13 protein-coding genes are annotated in these 16,176 nt (G+C 71.0%); 7 read left to right on the forward strand and 6 right to left on the reverse strand.

Annotated features, from left to right (window positions below):
- The first annotated feature begins 60 nt into the window (after positions 1-60).
- On the forward strand, positions 61-915 hold the full coding sequence (locus ABZ532_RS06760; RefSeq protein ID WP_361280045.1) for a hypothetical protein: 855 nt from the start codon (positions 61-63) through the stop codon (positions 913-915).
- An 82-nt stretch (positions 916-997) separates the two neighbouring features.
- Here the strand turns inward: ABZ532_RS06760 and ABZ532_RS06765 are convergent, their stop codons facing one another.
- The 3 genes from ABZ532_RS06765 to ABZ532_RS06775 all read right to left on the reverse strand — a co-directional run bounded on the left by ABZ532_RS06765 (position 998) and on the right by ABZ532_RS06775 (position 3,323).
- Positions 998-1,198 (reverse strand): DUF397 domain-containing protein, encoded by a 201-nt coding sequence (locus ABZ532_RS06765; protein WP_361280046.1) that lies wholly within the window; start codon positions 1,196-1,198, stop codon positions 998-1,000.
- Between the two features lie 259 nt (positions 1,199-1,457).
- Positions 1,458-2,315, reverse strand: coding sequence for a helix-turn-helix transcriptional regulator (locus ABZ532_RS06770; RefSeq protein WP_361280047.1), 858 nt, complete (start codon positions 2,313-2,315; stop codon positions 1,458-1,460).
- 288 nt (positions 2,316-2,603) lie between these two features.
- On the reverse strand, positions 2,604-3,323 hold the full coding sequence (locus tag ABZ532_RS06775) for a GPP34 family phosphoprotein (RefSeq protein WP_361280048.1): 720 nt from the start codon (positions 3,321-3,323) through the stop codon (positions 2,604-2,606).
- 194 nt (positions 3,324-3,517) lie between these two features.
- Between ABZ532_RS06775 and ABZ532_RS06780 the strand changes: the two genes are divergently transcribed.
- A complete protein-coding gene (locus ABZ532_RS06780; protein WP_361280049.1) occupies positions 3,518-5,950 on the forward strand; it encodes a hypothetical protein in 2,433 nt (810 codons plus the stop codon).
- A 180-nt stretch (positions 5,951-6,130) separates the two neighbouring features.
- Entirely contained in the window at positions 6,131-7,840 is a 1,710-nt protein-coding gene (locus ABZ532_RS06785; RefSeq protein ID WP_361280128.1) for an MFS transporter, read from the forward strand.
- 1 nt (position 7,841) lies between these two features.
- Here ABZ532_RS06785 and ABZ532_RS06790 read toward each other — a convergent pair whose 3' ends face one another.
- Entirely contained in the window at positions 7,842-8,696 is an 855-nt protein-coding gene (locus tag ABZ532_RS06790) for a MerR family transcriptional regulator (protein ID WP_361280050.1), read from the reverse strand.
- Between the two features lie 233 nt (positions 8,697-8,929).
- Here ABZ532_RS06790 and ABZ532_RS06795 point away from each other — a divergent pair, with 233 nt between their 5' ends.
- The gene (locus tag ABZ532_RS06795; RefSeq protein WP_361280051.1) at positions 8,930-9,733 is read left to right on the forward strand and encodes an adhesin; all 804 of its coding nucleotides are present in this window, start codon (positions 8,930-8,932) and stop codon (positions 9,731-9,733) included.
- A 103-nt stretch (positions 9,734-9,836) separates the two neighbouring features.
- Here ABZ532_RS06795 and ABZ532_RS06800 read toward each other — a convergent pair whose 3' ends face one another.
- Complete coding sequence (locus ABZ532_RS06800) at positions 9,837-11,234, reverse strand: class II 3-deoxy-7-phosphoheptulonate synthase (RefSeq protein WP_361280052.1); 1,398 nt, start codon at positions 11,232-11,234, stop codon at positions 9,837-9,839.
- Between the two features lie 226 nt (positions 11,235-11,460).
- Between ABZ532_RS06800 and ABZ532_RS06805 the strand changes: the two genes are divergently transcribed.
- Together ABZ532_RS06805 and ABZ532_RS06810 are read left to right on the forward strand one after the other, a co-directional pair.
- Complete coding sequence (locus ABZ532_RS06805) at positions 11,461-13,008, forward strand: anthranilate synthase component I family protein (protein WP_361280054.1); 1,548 nt, start codon at positions 11,461-11,463, stop codon at positions 13,006-13,008.
- On the forward strand, positions 13,005-13,592 hold the full coding sequence (locus ABZ532_RS06810; protein WP_361280129.1) for an aminodeoxychorismate/anthranilate synthase component II: 588 nt from the start codon (positions 13,005-13,007) through the stop codon (positions 13,590-13,592). Before ABZ532_RS06805 ends, ABZ532_RS06810 begins: the two co-directional genes overlap by 4 nt.
- On the opposite strand, the gene ABZ532_RS06815 is transcribed toward ABZ532_RS06810, so the two are convergent.
- Positions 13,579-14,973 (reverse strand): PLP-dependent aminotransferase family protein, encoded by a 1,395-nt coding sequence (locus tag ABZ532_RS06815; protein WP_361280055.1) that lies wholly within the window; start codon positions 14,971-14,973, stop codon positions 13,579-13,581. The genes ABZ532_RS06810 and ABZ532_RS06815 overlap by 14 nt on opposite strands.
- A 122-nt stretch (positions 14,974-15,095) precedes the next feature.
- Here ABZ532_RS06815 and trpD point away from each other — a divergent pair, with 122 nt between their 5' ends.
- The gene (gene trpD / locus ABZ532_RS06820; protein ID WP_361280056.1) at positions 15,096-16,151 is read left to right on the forward strand and encodes an anthranilate phosphoribosyltransferase; all 1,056 of its coding nucleotides are present in this window, start codon (positions 15,096-15,098) and stop codon (positions 16,149-16,151) included.
- Positions 16,152-16,176: the final 25 nt, after the last annotated feature.

The following is a 16,176-nucleotide window of genomic DNA, read 5'->3' on the forward strand; positions in this document are numbered from 1 at the left end:
GGAGCGTCAGAGTAGGTCCGTCCGGCACAGGAAGGAAGAGGGAGGAGGGGAGCGAGCCTCATGAGCGAGGACACCCGGCCCGGGGTCTACGCGGAACTGGCGGCCGTCGGCCCTTATGGAGTCCACCCCGGCCACGCCCTGATCACCATGGTCGAGCCGCACCCCGGCCATGAGTACGCCTACAACCGCTGGTACGAGGACGACCACTACTACGCGGGCGCGATGGCGATGCCCTGGATCTTCGCCGGCAGGCGCTGGGTGGCGACCCGTGACCTGCAACTGCTCAGATATCCGGAGAAGTCGGCGGTCGCCCAGCCGGTGACCACGGGCTGCTACATCTCCACGTACTGGATCACCGAGGGCCGCTACGACGACCACATGAAGTGGACCGTCGCCATCAACAAGCGGCTGAACCGCGACAGCCGGGTCCACCAGGCCCGTACCCATGTCTTCACGGCCTTCCAGGACCACGCGGCGACCGTCTACCGGGACGGGGCCGCCGGTCCACGCGACCACCACGCGCTCGACCACCCCTACAGGGGGCTGGTGGTCGAGGTCATCGACGCGGAGGGGCCGCGGCAGCGGAGCGAGCTGCTGGAGTGGCTGCGTACCAGCGAACTGCCCAGGCGGCTCGCGGGCTCTCCGGCGGCGATGGTGACGGTCTTCCGGCCGACACCGCTGCCGCTGGAGCGGATGACCTATGTCAGGCAGGTGGAGGGCGTCGACACGAGGCTGACACTGCTCTGGTTCCTGGAGCGGGACCCGCGGGAGTGCTGGGACGAGCACTTCGCCGGTACGGCTGCTCTCGATGCGGGAGGGGCAGGGGAGTCGGGGAGGCTGGGGCGGACCGAGCTGGTGGCGCCGTTCATTCCGACGGTACCCGGCACGGACCGCTATGTGGACGAGCTGCGCTAGAGCACAGGCCGAGCCCCCTCGGCCGGGACGGCGGACCAGTCGAGGGGGCTCTGTCTCTGTGTCTCTCGGCAGCTTCGGGAGCTTAGAGCGCTCCCTTGCTCACCTCATGGACGAACGCGTTCCACGAGTCCGGGACGAAGGTGAGGGAAGGGCCGGCGGGGACCTTGGAGTCCCGCACCGCAATCGCCTCCACCACAGGGGACTTGACCTCGATGCACGCGCCGTTTCCTCCGGAGTAGGAGGACTTGGTCCAGGTGTCCAGGGCGCCCTTGCGAATAGCCATGTGTGTATCTCCGGTTCCAGGTCGGTCGGCGCCGTCGATGGTTCCGGATGCTGCGTGACGGCGTGATCAGGACGCTACTGGCGGGCTCAGAGGCTGAGAATGACCCTTCACCCGACCGGATGGCATATTCAAGGATGCGCTTACGGGAAAAGGCCTCCACCGTGTACCGTGCCCGCCCCCGCGGTCTCGCCGCCGGGACAGACGCTCCCAGCCTGATGGTGCCTCCGAGCGGACGACGTCTCCCTGCGGAGGTCATCCGTCATCTCGCGTACTTCTTGGCGGCGTCCGAGATGAAGTCCCGGCTCTGCTCGACGTTCAGCGCCTGGGCGCGCAAGTGCTCGTACATCATCGTGTACTTGTGCACGTCATTCGCCTTTTCGAGGTACAGATCGCTGGTGACGCCCTCGATGTAGACCACGCTGGAGTCCGCGGCGTCCGGGAATTCGAGCACGGCGTAGTGGCCGGTGATCCCCGGGTGCGCGCCCATGCTGAACGGCAGCACCTGCACCGTGACATGCGGCAGATGCGACTGCTCCACCAGGTACTCGAGCTGGTCCCGCATCACCTGCTCGTTGCCCACCACCCGGCGCAGCGCCGACTCGTCCACGACGGCCCACAGCCGTAGGGGACTCTCGGGTGCCGTGATGCGCTCCTGCCGGCGCAGCCTGACCTGCACCCGCTTCTCGACGTCGCTGACCGGAGACTCGGGCAGGGCCCCGCGGATCAGGGCCTCGGCGTACTGCCGGCTCTGGAGCAGCCCGGGCACCACCTGCGGCTCGTAGACGCGCAGCGAGGCCGCGTCGGTCTCCAGACCGATGTAGACGCTGTAGGGGATGTCGCCGAAGGCATGCCACCAGCCCTGCTGGCGTGAGTCCTTGGCCATCTGCATGAGCGAATCGACCATCCGCTGGTCCTCGACTTCGTACACCCCGCAGAGGTCGCGGACGTCGCGCTGGCTGATGGAGCGGCGGCCGTTCTCAAGGCGGCTGATCTTCGACTGCGACACGAGCAGGCGCTCCGCCACCTCCTCCGCGGTCATTCCCCTGAGCTCGCGGAGCCTGCGCAGCTCTTGACCCAAGCGGCGGCGTCTGACGGTGGGGTTGATATTGGACGCCACGAGAACTGCACCTCCGGCTGCTGATGCTGCTGTACGTTGCCATGCGTTGCTGTGCGTATCTAACTCTCAGCAGACTGCCACCAGTTCTGGTAGCTGCGCTGGAGAACGACGACAATGACGACACGCGTGGGGCCATGCGAACGCGCGGGGTAGTCATCATGACTTCCCCGCGCGTTCACTGCGGCTCCCGAACCGGGTCCTGGCTGCGTGATGTTGACGTGGTTCGGTGTGTGTGGCGCGTGTTGTGGTGCGGTGTGGTGCAGACGTGCGGTGGTGTCGAGGCCGAGGTCAGTGCACGGCGGCGCGGGCCATGCCTCCCCGGCGCGACGGCACGGTGGCGGCCGGCTGGCGGCTGCCCCCGGCGGAACTGCGGCGCGGCTGTGCGGCCGCACCGTTCTGGACGTCCATGACGGCGTGCGCCACCAGTCCGCCCATCGGGTCGTGCCTGATCAGGTCCCGGAGCCGAGAGCGCGATGAGCGCCCTTCGTTCCCCGGGTAGAGGTGCTTGCCGAGGCCGACCGCGTGCGCCAGTGCGGCGAGCGCGGCCGTGCGCGGGTCCGGCGGTACGCCGGTGCGGATCGCGCTGTCCAGCCGGGACCTGATCTCCCGGCTGATGGCCGTGTCCGTCGCCTGGTAGCGAGTCGTCGGCAGCACCCCGCACATCTGGCCCTCCACGGCATGCACCATGCCGCAGCGCTCCAGATGCGAGAGGTACGTCTGGCGGAGCCCCAGCCGGGGTCCGCCGATCCAGTGGACAGCCCGAACCGGGCTGCCACGTCTGCGCAGCAGCTCCAGTGCGGAGTCCAGTGTCGGATCTCCTGTCGGCCGTGGCATCACCACGGCGATACGATCCCCGTCTGGGGCTATCCGTCCTGCCAGGGCCAGCTCCACTAGCTGTGCTCCGGCAAGGCCGAGGTCGAGCGACTGCGGCTGCGCTGTGGTACCCGTGGTCGGGTCCAGAGCGAGCAACAGAAGCTCTTCCGGAATTGTTCTGCGGCTCCTGCCCATCCATGCCTCCCCGCGTGGATGAATGACAGGGTGACGCCTCTCACATTGGTCTGTCGAGAGTGCCTGGGTGCTTCGTACTGGAACCAGTAGGTATGTCGTTCTCGTCTAGCAGGGGGGCCAAGGGCTCACACGGGACACTGGTAGATGGTTCGGACAGCCGTCGCGGTACGGCGAACAGGCACGGAGGAGGCACGGTGGCGGGCGAGTCCCCTGACAAGTCGGAGCAGCAGAAGTCGTCGGGGGAGACGGCTTCGAGCGAGCGTGATCCGAGGCTTGCCATGATCCGTGCGGCGGGGGATCCGCCGCGAGCGGAGGGGCGTGCCGACCAGGCGACGGCGGTGTTCAGGGTTCCGCCGGCGCTCGGGAACGAGGCCGGGCCTGAGAACGCCGTCGACGCCGAGGTCGACGAGACAGGGACCGAGGGCGAGGACGACGCGAAGGCGGCATCCGGTTCCCAGACCTCCGCCGAAGAGCCCGGGGAGCCGGAGGAGCGGCAGGAGCGCGAGAAACCGGAAGGCCCCCAGGGGTCCGAGGAGTCCGACGGACCCGCTGACACCGATGCGGACACCGCCGACGACGGTGACGACGCCCGGCTGCGGAATGCCGTGGCCAGCTGGGTGTCGGCGGCGGAGGAGGACGCCGAGGCGGCGGAGGAGAGCACCTCCAAGGACGCCGGGCCCGTCGCCGAGCAGGCGGAGGAGCCCGAGGCCGACGACGAGCCGGCCGCCGAGCACGCGGAGGAGAGCACTCCCGCGGACGACGAGCCCGTCGCCGAGCAGTCGGAGGACGCCGAGGCGGCCGCCGAAGGCGCCGGTACGGACGACGAGTCCGATGCGCACGATGAGACCGACGAGGCGGATGAGTCCGATGCCTCCGATGCGCCTGACGAGTCGGATGAGTCGGATGAGTCGGGTGAACCGGGCGAGGGCGCGGAGGTCGCCGAAGCCGCGGACAGCACCGGGTCGGGCGACGGTTCCGCCGACGATGACCCGGCCCCCGCCCCGAAGGGCAGCCGGCCCGACGCGCCGGTGGACCAGGCGACCGCCGTGTTCAAGGTGCCTCCGCGGCGGCGCGTGGACCAGCCCACGACCGCGCTCAAGATCACGAAGCCGGAGTCGAAGCCCGAGCCGGAGAGCGAGCGCACCAGCAGGTTCGTGCCGCTGCGCCGTGACGGTTCGCCGGCCTCGCCGCCGGCACCGGCCCCGGCACGGCCATCAGCACCGGCCCCGGGACCGCCGGCGCCCGCCGCCCCGGCCGCGTCCACCACCGCGCCTCCTGCCTCCCCTGCCCGGACCCCCGTCTCCCTCACCGAGCCCGAGCGGACCAAGCAGCAGCCCCTGCCGCCGAGGCCGCCGCTCGACCTGCTCGCCGAGCTGACGAACACCCCGCCGCCCCCGCAGACCCCGTTGCGTACCACGCTGCGGCGGGTCCGGATCTGGACGCCGCTGGTCGTGCTGCTGCTGATCGTCTTCGCGATCGTGCAGATGGTGCGCCCGCTTCCGACCCCGACGCTCGCGCTGACCGCGAAGTCGTCCTACACCTTCGAGGGCTCGGCTCCGCAGCTCCCCTGGCCCGCGAGGGGGCAGGCGGCCGTGACCGCGTCCGGGCTCGGCTCACTCGGCACGTCCGGGGAGCAGAAGCCGGTGCCCATCGCGAGCGTGACCAAGGCGATGACGGCGTACGTGATCCTCGAAAAGCACCCGCTCAAGCGCGGTGAGGACGGTCCGATGATCGAAATCGACGCCAAGGGCGAGCAGGAGGGCCAGCTCGACAAGACGGACAACGAGTCGACGCTCAACACCGTCAAGCAAGGCGACAAGATCAGCCTGAGGGACGCGCTGTCGGCCATCATGATCCCGTCCGCGAACAACATCGCGCGTCAGCTCGCTCGCTGGGACTCCGGCTCCGAGGCTGCGTTCGTCGAGAAGATGAACGCCGCGGCCGGGGAACTCGGCATGACCAACACGACGTACACGGACCCCTCCGGTCTTCAGGCGACGACGGTCAGCACCGCCGAGGACCAGGTCAAGCTGGGCCTGAAGCTGGTGGAGATCCCGGCCCTGATGGATATCACCAAGCTGCCCAAGTGGAAGGACCACACCGGCAAGGAGTGGCGGAACTACAACGATCTGGTCCCGTACGACGGCGCGCTCGGCATCAAGACCGGCAGCACCACCAAGGCGGGCGGCAATCTGCTCTTCGCCGCCCACAAGATGGTCGGCGACACGGACCAGTTCATCGTCGGTGCCGTGCTCTCCCAGCACGACGTCCCGATCCTCGGCACGGCGATCAACGCGAGCAAGGAGGTCATGCTCGCCACCCAGGAGGCGCTGAAGAACGCGACCATCGTCAAGAAGGGCCAGGTCGTCGGGGCGGTCGAGGACGGTCTCGGCGGTTCGGTCCCGGTCGTCGCGACCAAGGACGTGACGGCGGTGGGCTGGTCTGGCCTGACCGTGAAGCTGAAGCTGACGGACGGCGGCAAGACGGTGCCGCACGTGGCGAAGGCGGGTACGGCCGTCGGTACGCTGGCCGTCGGCGAGGGCGCGAGCCAGGTGAAGGTGCCGGTCGTCCTGCAGTCGGATCTGGCGGAGCCTGGTGCGGGGGAGAAGCTGACCCGCGTCAGCTGAGCCGACGATGTGCGCACGGCCCTGGTACGGGAGGACGACCTCGTACCAGGGCCGTTGGCACCGACGGGAAGTAGCGAAGTGACCACCACTGAGCCGACGCCGACGCCGACGCCGACGCCGACGCCGACGCCGTCGTACGCCGCAGACCAGCAGGAGTCCGCGCCGCACGCCCCCGCGGGGCTGCGGCGGCGGTCATGGCGGCTGCTCGGGCACCCCGTCGCGGCGGCGGCCCTCACGGCCGCCGTGCTGCACATCGGGTGGTTCCTCGTCCTCGCCAACAGCGGCGGGGACCTCGCCGCCCAGGACGCCTGGGCGGAGTTCGTGGGGCGGCACCCGGACTCCGCGTACAACCTCGCCTGGTACGGCGGAATGCACCCCGTCTCCTACAGCGTGGTGTCCCCGTATCTGATGTCCCTGCTCGGGGTGCGGACCACGATGATGGTGGTCGGCACCCTGTCGGCCACCCTGACCGCGCTGATCCTCGTCCGGGTCCCGGCCGTCCGCAATCCGCTGTCCTGCTCGCTCGCCGCCGTCATCGCCCTCCTGTGCAACGCGCTGTCCGGGCGGGTCACCTTCGGGCTGGGCATGCTGTTCGCGCTCGGTGCCGTCGCGGCGGTGTTCTGCTGGCCCCACCGCTGGCGCCGCAGGCGCTGGGAAAAAGCCGCCGTCGCCGCCCCGCTCGCGGGGCTCGCGACCGCGTCGAGCCCCGTCGCGGGGCTGTTCCTCGGGGTGGTCGCCGCCGCGCTCTTCCTCAACGGACGACGCCCGGGTGCCTATGCGCTGGGGCTCCCGCCGGTGCTGGTGGTGGGGCTCTCGGCGTGGCTGTTCCCGTTCTCGGGTACGCAGCCGATGTCGGTGGCGTCCACGTCGCTGCCGTTCCTCTTCGGGGTGCTGGTCCTGGTGCTCGTACCGAAGCGGTGGCGTACGGTCCGCACCGCCGCCGCGGTGTACGCCGCCGGCACGCTCCTCACCTTCCTGGTCGACTCCCAGATCGGTTCGAACGTCTCGCGGTTCGCCATGCTGTTCGCGGGCGTGGTGCTGCTCGCCGCGCTGCCGTACGCATACCGGAGCGGCCGTCGTACCCGCAGGTGGTACGCGGTGCTGCTGGCCTTCGCCGGGTTCAACGCCTGGATCGCCGCCAACAGCGTGGTGGACATCGTGCGCACGGCCCCGGCCGCATCCTGGACGCGTGAGCTCGCCCCGCTGGTGAACCAGCTCCAGCGGGCCGGCGCTGACAAGGGGCGGGTCGAGGTGGTCCCGGCCAGCAGCCACCGGGAGGCGTCCGCGCTCGCGCCGTACGTCAATCTCGCCCGCGGCTGGAACCGCCAGGCCGACATGGAGCGCAACCCGCTCTTCTACGACGACACACTCGACGCGGACAGCTACCGCGCGTGGCTCGGCCGCTGGGCGGTGCACTTCGTCGTGCTGCCCAAGGACACGCCTGACAGGGGCGGCAGCCAGGAGGCGGAGCTGGTCCATGCCGGACAGCCCTACCTCCGGCCCGTCTGGTCCGATGAGAACTGGCGCCTCTTCGCGGTCCAGGACCCGGAGCCGCTGGCCGACCCGCCGGCGACGGTGGACCGGGCCGCCGCGGGCGAACTGACGATCCACGTGCGGTCGGCGGGCCGGGTGCTGATCAGGGTCCCGTACTCGCCCTGGCTCGGTCTTGTCGACGAGCAGGGCCGCGGGGTCGAGCCGCCACGGGAGACGGAGGCGGGCACCTTCGTCAACGTGGCGGGCTGCCTGGCGCGGGCGGAGGAGGACGCGGAGGGCGACGAGTGGACCGAACTCATCGCCCCCCGGCCGGGTGTGTACCGTCTCGCGGCGCCGTATCAGCTACCGCGCGGGACACCGTGCCCGGAGGAGCTGACCCCCAGGGTCAGGCCCTAGCTCACTTCCGGCCGACGGGGAAGGCGATGTCGCACACCTCGTCCGTGGCCGACGCCGCGTCCCAGTCCTCGGCGAAGTACACCTCGCGGCACGGCCCGGCGATGGTCAGTCCCTCGCGGGCGATGTGGTCCTCGACGGCGTCGAACGCGGACAGGATCTGCGGGTGCGCCACCTGCGCCTTGGTGATCCGGGTGTAGACGAGCCGCTGCGCGGGCTCCACCCGCACCACGGCGCCGCTGCCGCGACCGTTCGCCGCCGCCCACTCCTCCGCCGCCCGCGCGTCGGTGACGGGGACGCAGGCCTCCGCCGGGCCGTCGCTGTCCGGGGTCACCTCGGCGTGGTACGCCACGAACGGGGTCCCCGCGATGCCTCCGCACTCCGTTGCCGCTCCGGTCAGCCGGTCCAGGGCCGACGGGATCCAGCGCGGGAGCTCGTCCGCGAGAAGGTGTCTGCGCTCGGCGAGTACGGTCTGCTCCGGTACGTCGCACGTCCTGATCTCGAACATCGTGGGCCTCCTGCCCGACAGTCGGTCACGGAGGTGGGCCACGAGGGCGGCCTGCCGGGCCCGGCGCTCGTCGACTTCCGCCCAGTACGCGGCCACCGCCTGAGCGGCGTCGGCCCCGGGCAGCCCGACCACGTCGGCGATCCGCGCGAGCGGCATGTCGATCTGCCGCAGCAGCGCGACAAGCCGGGCACGCTCCACCTGGTCGGCGCGGTACCAGCGGTAGCCGGTGGCCTCGTCGACCCGGGCCGGGGCGAGCAGCCCGAGCCTGTCGTAGAGACGCAGCGCCTTGGGTGACAGCCGGGCGCGGAGCGCGAAGGCTCCGATCGTCAGCAGCGGGTCGTCATCGTGCACGGTCCCATCCTCCGTCACCGGGCGGCGGGGTCCTCGGGTTGGTTGTTCTGCGGTGCCCTTGGTGTCCGCCCGGTACGAGGACGGTGGGCCCTGCCCCAGGGGCAAGGTCAAACCTCCGAGGCAAGATCAATTCTCTACTGCCTGTGACCACGCGTTTTCTCCGAGTACGGGGTGATTCCAGGTGTGGTGATTTGTCCGTCGCGGCGCATCCGGTTCATGCATAGTGAGCTGCTATGGCCTGCGAAAGATGTGGCAGCGAACGGTTCGACGCGCTGCCCGGTACGACGTGTCCTGAGTGCGGATTCGCGGTGCCGCCGGTGGTGAAACGTTTCCGCAAGGGCCTGCTCGCGGCGGGGATCGTGGTGGTCGTCGGCTGCTTCGTCGCGGCGGCAGCGGCACTGTTCACGGGTTCCGACGACGAAGGGGGCGGTGCCGGGGGATCCCAGGCCGGTGAGGACGACATCGTGGGCCGTGGCGTCCCGACCCGCATCGGTCCCACGGCGCTCCCCGACCCGGCCGGCGAGGGCTTCGAACGATGGGCGGGACCCGGCTGCACCACCGGCGGCTACCGCGAGACCGGCCGCTTCGAGAACGGCACAGCCGCCTGGTACACCGTGAAGTCCGGAGGCCGGAGCGACGACTCCTGCGACGGGAGCTTCTCGGCCGTACCCATGTCCGGCAGCGCGACCCAGGACAAGAACGCGTCGGCGGTGTGGAGCTGGAAGCTCGACCAGGAGTACGAGCGCTGCTCGCTGGCGGTGTACGTGCCCCGCACCACCCGTGCCACGGATGTGGCCGGCGACCCGACGTTCTACCGCGTGCTCGCCGACCCCGGTGACACCGGCTCCGGCTACACCGGCTTCGGCGTACGCCAGACCGTCCACCGGGGCAGCCTGGTGCCCGTCGGCAGCTACGAGGTGAAGGGCGGCACCGACTTCGCCGTGCAACTCCTCGACCGGGGCCGGGACTGGGGCAGCGCGGCCAAGGTGGGTGCGCATCATGCGGCGGCGCAGATGAAGCTGACGTGCGCGTCGTGAGCGGCCCAAGCCGTCCGCGCCCCGGCCCAGGTGGCCCCAGTGGCCCGGGCCCGGGCGGCTGAGGGGCCACAGGAGGCCGGGGGGACGGACGAGGCGCCGCCGCTCAGCCGTCCCGGAACCACTCGGCGAGCTGGAAGGCCAGGTCGAGGGCCTGGGAGTGGTTGAGACGGGGGTCGCAGGCCGATTCGTACCGACGAGGCAGCATCGCCTGGTCGACGGCGCTGCTCCCGCCCAGGCACTCGGTCACGTCGTCGCCGGTGAGTTCGAGATGGACGCCCCCGGGGTGGGTGCCCAAAGCGCGGTGCACGTCCACGAAGCCCTTCAGCTCGTCGGCGATCGCATCGAAGTGCCGGGTCTTGTGACCGCTCGCGCTCACGAAGGTGTTGCCGTGCATGGGGTCGGACACCCAGCAGACGGGGGCTTCCTCGGAGGCGGTCTTCTCCACGAGCAGCGGCAGCAGGTCGCGCACCCGCTCCGCCCCCATCCGCACCACGAACGTGAGGCGGCCGGGCTCGCGTTCGGGGTCCAGGAGGTCCACGTACCGCAGCACCGTGTCGGCCGTCGCGCCCGGTCCCAGCTTGACCGCGATGGGATTGCTGATCCCGGCGAAGTACTCGACATGAGGTCCGTCCGGCCGGCGTGTGCGCTCCCCGATCCACAGCAGATGGCCGCTGGTGGCGTACCTCCTCCCGGTCACGGGATCCGTGCGGGTGAGCGCCCGCTCGTAGTCGAGCACCAGGCCCTCGTGACTGACGTGGAAGTCGGCGGTGGCCAGCCCGCTGCCGTCGCCCCCGCACGCGCGCAGGAACGCCAGCGCCCGCTCGATCTCGCCGGCCAGCCGCTCGTACCGCTGCCCGCTCGGTGAGGCGGCGACGAACGCCCTGTTCCACTCGTGCACTTGCGCCAGGTCGGCGAAGCCACCCGAGGTCAGCGCGCGCACCAGGTTCAGGGTGGTCGCCGACGCCTCGTACATGCGCAGCATGCGCGAAGGGTCGGGGGTGCGCTCCCGCGCGGTGAATCCCGGGCCGTTCACCGCGTCCCCCCGGTACACCGGCAGCGTCGTGTCCCCACGCCGCTCGAAGGACCGGGAGCGCGGCTTGGCGAACTGGCCTGCCATGCGGCCCACCTTGACGACGGGCATGGAGGCCCCGTGCATCAGGACCACCGCCATCTGGAGCATCGTGCGCAGTTTTCCTTCGACGGACTCCCGGGTGGCGCCGGCGAAGGTCTCCGCGCAGTCGCCGCCCTGAAGGAGCAGCGCCTCTCCTCTGGCGACGGCTGCCAGCCGGGAGCGCAGCGCGTCGCACTCCGCGCCGAACACGAGCGGTGCGGCCTGGGCGAGTTGCTCGGTGACGCCGCGCAACCGCACCGGATCCGGCCAGACGGGCTGCTGATCGGCCGCCGACTTCCCGCCCGTCTGGCCGGGTTGTGCACCGAGTGCGGGTTCCGGCGGCGGGCCGGCTCCCTCGGTGGTGTTCCGGTTCCCTGACGAGCGTTCCACACGTCCTCCCTCAGCCGACGCGATTCACTTCAATTCCTGGCCCCTTTTCCCGTCAAGTGATTTTGGAATTGGACCGTGTGTCTGCTCCGAAATTGGTCTGGCTGGCCCTGTATCCCCTCTGGTTCGCTGTTGGCCGGTACCTCCCCGCCCGTGCCGGACCAACCGGACGGAAATCGGCGGGGTGGCGGTGATGGTGAACGGCCCGAAAACCGAGGGGAAGCACACAATGGCGCGCAGCGCACCGATCCGTGTTTGCGTCACGGCGTCCGGGCTGCCCACGCACGACCCGCTCGATCTCTACGAGGAGCTCCGCCGCACCCGTCCGGTCGACGATGTCTTCCTCCTCGAGAACGCCTCGGGCGGCGGGCGGGACCCCGACCGGGCGGTCGTGGGCTGCGGGCGCCTGCTGGACATCCAGGTCCTGAGCGGATCCGGCCGGGCGGTGACCGTTCACGTGGAGGGCGAACCAGCGCTGGTCCACGCCTTGGTGGAGCAGGCCGGCGAGCTCGGGATGGTCGGGGCCGCCGAGCCGGGCCAGGCCATCGCGCCGGGGTGGGACGGCAGACCGCGCGCCGAGCTGACCGCAGAGGAGCCGGAGCGGCTGTGGGCGTTCCTCGAAGCGGCCCGCAGCGGTCTGTTCGCGGTGGAGACGGACCTGTCCCCTCTCGGCTATTCCTTCGGCTTCCTGACCAGCCTGGCCTACGAGTCGACCTGGCACATGGAGGACCTCGGCGAGCGGACCAAGCCGTCGCGGGGACCGGACATCACGCTGACTCTCTTCCGGCACACGGTGTGGTACGACCGCACCGGCGGCACGGTCAGCGAACTGCGCGCGGAATGCGCCGAGTTCCCCGAGCGGCCGGAACCGGGCCTGCGGCGGCTGGCGGAGCGCGCCGCCCTGCGGGAGGGTGCGCCGCCCGTCCCTGAGGCACCGAGGCCGCTGTGGGTACGGGACAGCCTGGACCGGGAGACGTTCCTCCGCTGGGCGGACCGCTGTCTGGAGCACATCGGGGTCGGGGACATCTACCAGATCCAGGTCGGTCATCGCATCGACGTCCGGACCGAGTTGGAACCCCCGGCCGTGTACCGCCGGCTCCGGTCCCGCAACCCCTCCCCGTACATGTACCTCGTGCCGCGTGGCGGCACCCTGCTCGTCGGTGCGAGCCCCGAGCTCTTCTTCCGAGTCGAGGGCGACGAGATCACCATGCGCCCCATCGCGGGCACCACCCCGCGTGGCGCGGACCACGAGGAGAACCAGCAGCGCGTCAAGGAGATGAGCGAGAGCACCAAGGAACGTGCCGAGCACATCATGCTCGTCGACCTTTGCCGCAACGACATCGGCCGGGTCTGCCGGGCCGGGACCCTGCCGGTGGACCGGCTGATGGACGTGGAGGCCTACTCCCACGTGTTCCATCTGGTGTCCACGGTCAAGGGCCGGCTGGCGGACGGGGTCACCGCGTGGGACGCGGTGCGGGCGACCTTCCCCGCGGGCACCATGACCGGTGCGCCGAAGATCCGCGCCATGGAGATCATCGACGAGCTGGAACGCGAGCCAAGGGGAGCGTACGCGGGCGCCGTCGGCCTGCTGGACGTACGCGGCTGGAGCGAACTGGCGCTGTGCATCCGCACCATCGAGTACGACGGCGACATGTACTCCACACAGAGCTCTGCCGGGTTGGTGGCGGAGTCCGAACCCGCGGCGGAGTGGCGGGAGACGCTGGCGAAGATGGGGGCCGCCTACTGGGCGCTCACCGGATGGGAGCTGCTGCCGTGAAGGTGCTGCTGATCGACGCGTACGACAGTTTCGTGCACATCATCGACCAGTATCTGCGCACGTTGGGCGCCGAGACGGAGGTGGTGCGGTCGCGGACGAGGACACCGGACGAACTGGCCGCCCTCGCCCCTGACGCGGTGGTCCTCGGGCCCGGCCCCGGCCACCCGGCGGACTCGGGCCACGTCGAGCTCGTGCACCGGTTCGCGGGCATGGTTCCCGTGCTCGGTGTCTGCCTGGGGCACCAGGCGATCGCCCTGGCGTACGGCGGGCGGATCGAGGTGGCACAGCAGATCATGCACGGCCGGACCAGCGTCGTACGCCACGACGGCGCCGGGCTGTTCGACGGCCTCGGCAACACGCTGGAGGCGACCCGGTACCACTCGCTCGTCGTGGCCGAGCCCTTGCCGGAGCCGCTGGTGACCACGGCGATCTGCGTCGACCACGGCTATGTGATGGGACTCGGCCACCGGTCGCTGCCGGTGGCCGGGGTGCAGTTCCATCCGGAGAGCATCATGACCACGGGCGGGCTGCGCATCCTCGAGAACTTCCTCGGGACGGCGGCGGCGCCCGTCACTGCCCGCTGAACACACGGCCCAGCTCCCGGAAGGCCTCGGCCACCCCGGACAGCGGCAGATGGGCGTGCCCGACGACCAGTGCGGGAGCGGCACCGCGCGGCGCGGCGGCGAACGCCGCGCCGCCGCGTACCAGGATCCGGCGGCGCAGGGCCCCGGCCACCAGAGCCGCCTCGTCCGTGTGCGGCGGGAGGCGCACACAGGCGTGCAGGCCCGCGGCGGGCCCGAGCACCACCGCACCGGGCAGCTGGGTGCGCACGGCCTCCCGCAGAGCGTCGCTGCGGGCGCTGCACCTCCGGGTGAGCCGGCGCACATGCCTGTCGAACACTCCGCTGCGCAGCAGTTCCGCCAGGGCGAGCTGGGTGAACGACTCGCTGCCCAGGTCGTGCCGGGCGCGGACCCGCAGCAGCTCGTGCAGGATCTCCTCGGGGGCGGTGAGCCAGCCCAGCCGCAGGCCGGGGCCGAGCAGCTTGCTGGCCGTACCGGCGTAGATCACACGGTCGGATCCCGTCCGTTGCAGGGCGAGTGGCCGCGGGGAGCGGTCGTCGTACCAGAGCCCGCCGTCGTAGTCGTCCTCGATCACCCAGCCGTCGACGGCACGTGCCCAGCGGATGAGGGCCTCGCGGCGGCGGGCGGAGAGGACGGCTCCGGTGGGGAACTGATGGGCCGGTGTGACGAGTACGGCGCGCGCCGTGGTCGCCGCCAGCGCGTCGACGTCGATGCCCTCATCGTCCACCGGTACGGGTAGCACCCGCATGCCGCCGTCCTGGACGAAGCGGCGCTGGCCCGGATGGCACGGATCCTCCACGGCCAGCTCCGTGATGCCCGCCGCGGGCAGCGCGGCGCACAACAGGGCCAGCGCCTGGGCGAATCCGGCCACCACCAGCACGGTGCTCGGGGTCGCGCGTACCCCGCGGAGCCGTCCGAGGTGGCGGGCGAGTTCGACCCGCAGCTCCGGCTCGCCCGCCAGCGGCGGGTAGGACGTGCCGACGGGCTGCGGGGACTGGAGGATGCGCTGGTAGGCCGTCAGCCATTCCCGGTGCGGTACGCCGGGGGCGTTGTGGCCACCAGGGCGCAGGTCCCAGCGCACGGCGGGCACCGGGCCCTCGTCAAGCAGGGCCGGCACCACGGCATCACGGGACAGATGGCCGGTGACCCTGGTTCCCGCTCCGCGTGCCGCCTCCAGGTAGCCCTCCGCCGACAGTTGTGCGTACGCCTCGACGACCACGCTGCGCGAGACACCGAGGTCCTCGGCGAGCCGCCGGGTGGCCGGCAGCCGGGTGCCGGGGTGCAGGATTCCCTGCTGGACTTCCTGTCTGATGAACTTCTGTATCTGGGCGGTGAGGGATTCCCCTGAATCGCGGGAGATGCTCACTGCCAACTGCAGGGCCATTCGTTCCCCCGTTTCCTCTTGTCTTGGACCGCTTTTCCGGAAGGGAATTGGTCTGTCGGAACCGGCGCGGCGGGCACACACTGGTCGGCGACATTCATCCGGTGCCGACGAGGGGAATTCCCGTGACCGCATGGCCGAGGGTTCGTGAATGGCCCGCTCTGCTGGAGACGCTGCTGGACGGCGGGAGCCTGACGGCCGAGGACACGGAATGGGCCATGGAGCGGATCATGGCGGGCGAGGTGGGTGCCGCGGCACTGTCCGGCCTGCTGATCGCGCTGCGGGCCAAGGGCGAGTCCGTCGACGAGGTCGAGGGGTTCACCCGGGCGATGCTCCGGAACGCGCTGCCCCTGCGGGTGCCCGGCCCCACTCTCGACATCGTGGGCACAGGCGGCGACGGGTCGCACAGCGTCAACATCTCCACCATGTCGGCGATCGTCGCGGCGGGAGCCGGGGCGCGGGTGGTGAAGCACGGCAATCGTTCGGCATCGTCCAAGTGCGGCTCCGCGGACGTGCTGGAGGAGCTGGGCGTGGCGCTCGACGTGCCGGTCGGCGCCGTGGCGGAGATCGCCGAGGAGGCCGGTATCACCTTCTGCTTCGCTCCCGTCTTCCATCCGGCGCTGCGTCATGCCGCCGCTGCGCGGCGTGAGTTGGGGGTGCGCACCGTGTTCAACCTGCTCGGCCCCCTGTGTAATCCTGCCGCACCCGTGGCACAGGCCGTGGGTGTGGCCGACGAGGACGCTCTTCCGCTGGTGGCCGGAGTGCTGGCCCGACGCGGCACATCCGCCCTGGTGTTCCGCGGCGACGACGGCATGGACGAGCTCACGGTCACGACGACGTCCCGGGTGTGGACGGTGCACGAGGGCCGGATGACGGAAGAGGTCTTCCACCCCGGTGACCTCGGTCTGCGCACGGCGCGTCCGGAAGACCTCCGGGGAGGTGACCGCGGGGACAATGCCCGGGTGGTCCGCGAGGTTCTCGGCGGAGCACACGGACCGGTGCGCGACGCGGTGCTCCTGTCGGCCGCGGCCGGCCTCGCCGCACTGCGGCCTTCGGCGGCACCGCTGGCCGAGCGCCTCGCGGACGGGGTGCGGCGGGCCCGCGAGGCCGTCGACTCCGGCGCCGCCGCCGGTGTGCTGGAGCGCTGGGCGGCCATCACCGGCAAACGGGCCGACCGGTGAACGGCGTCGACCCGGATCCGGCGGG

Source organism: Streptomyces sp. NPDC019396 (assembly GCF_040632375.1).
Taxonomy (GTDB): Bacteria; Actinomycetota; Actinomycetes; order Streptomycetales; family Streptomycetaceae; genus Streptomyces.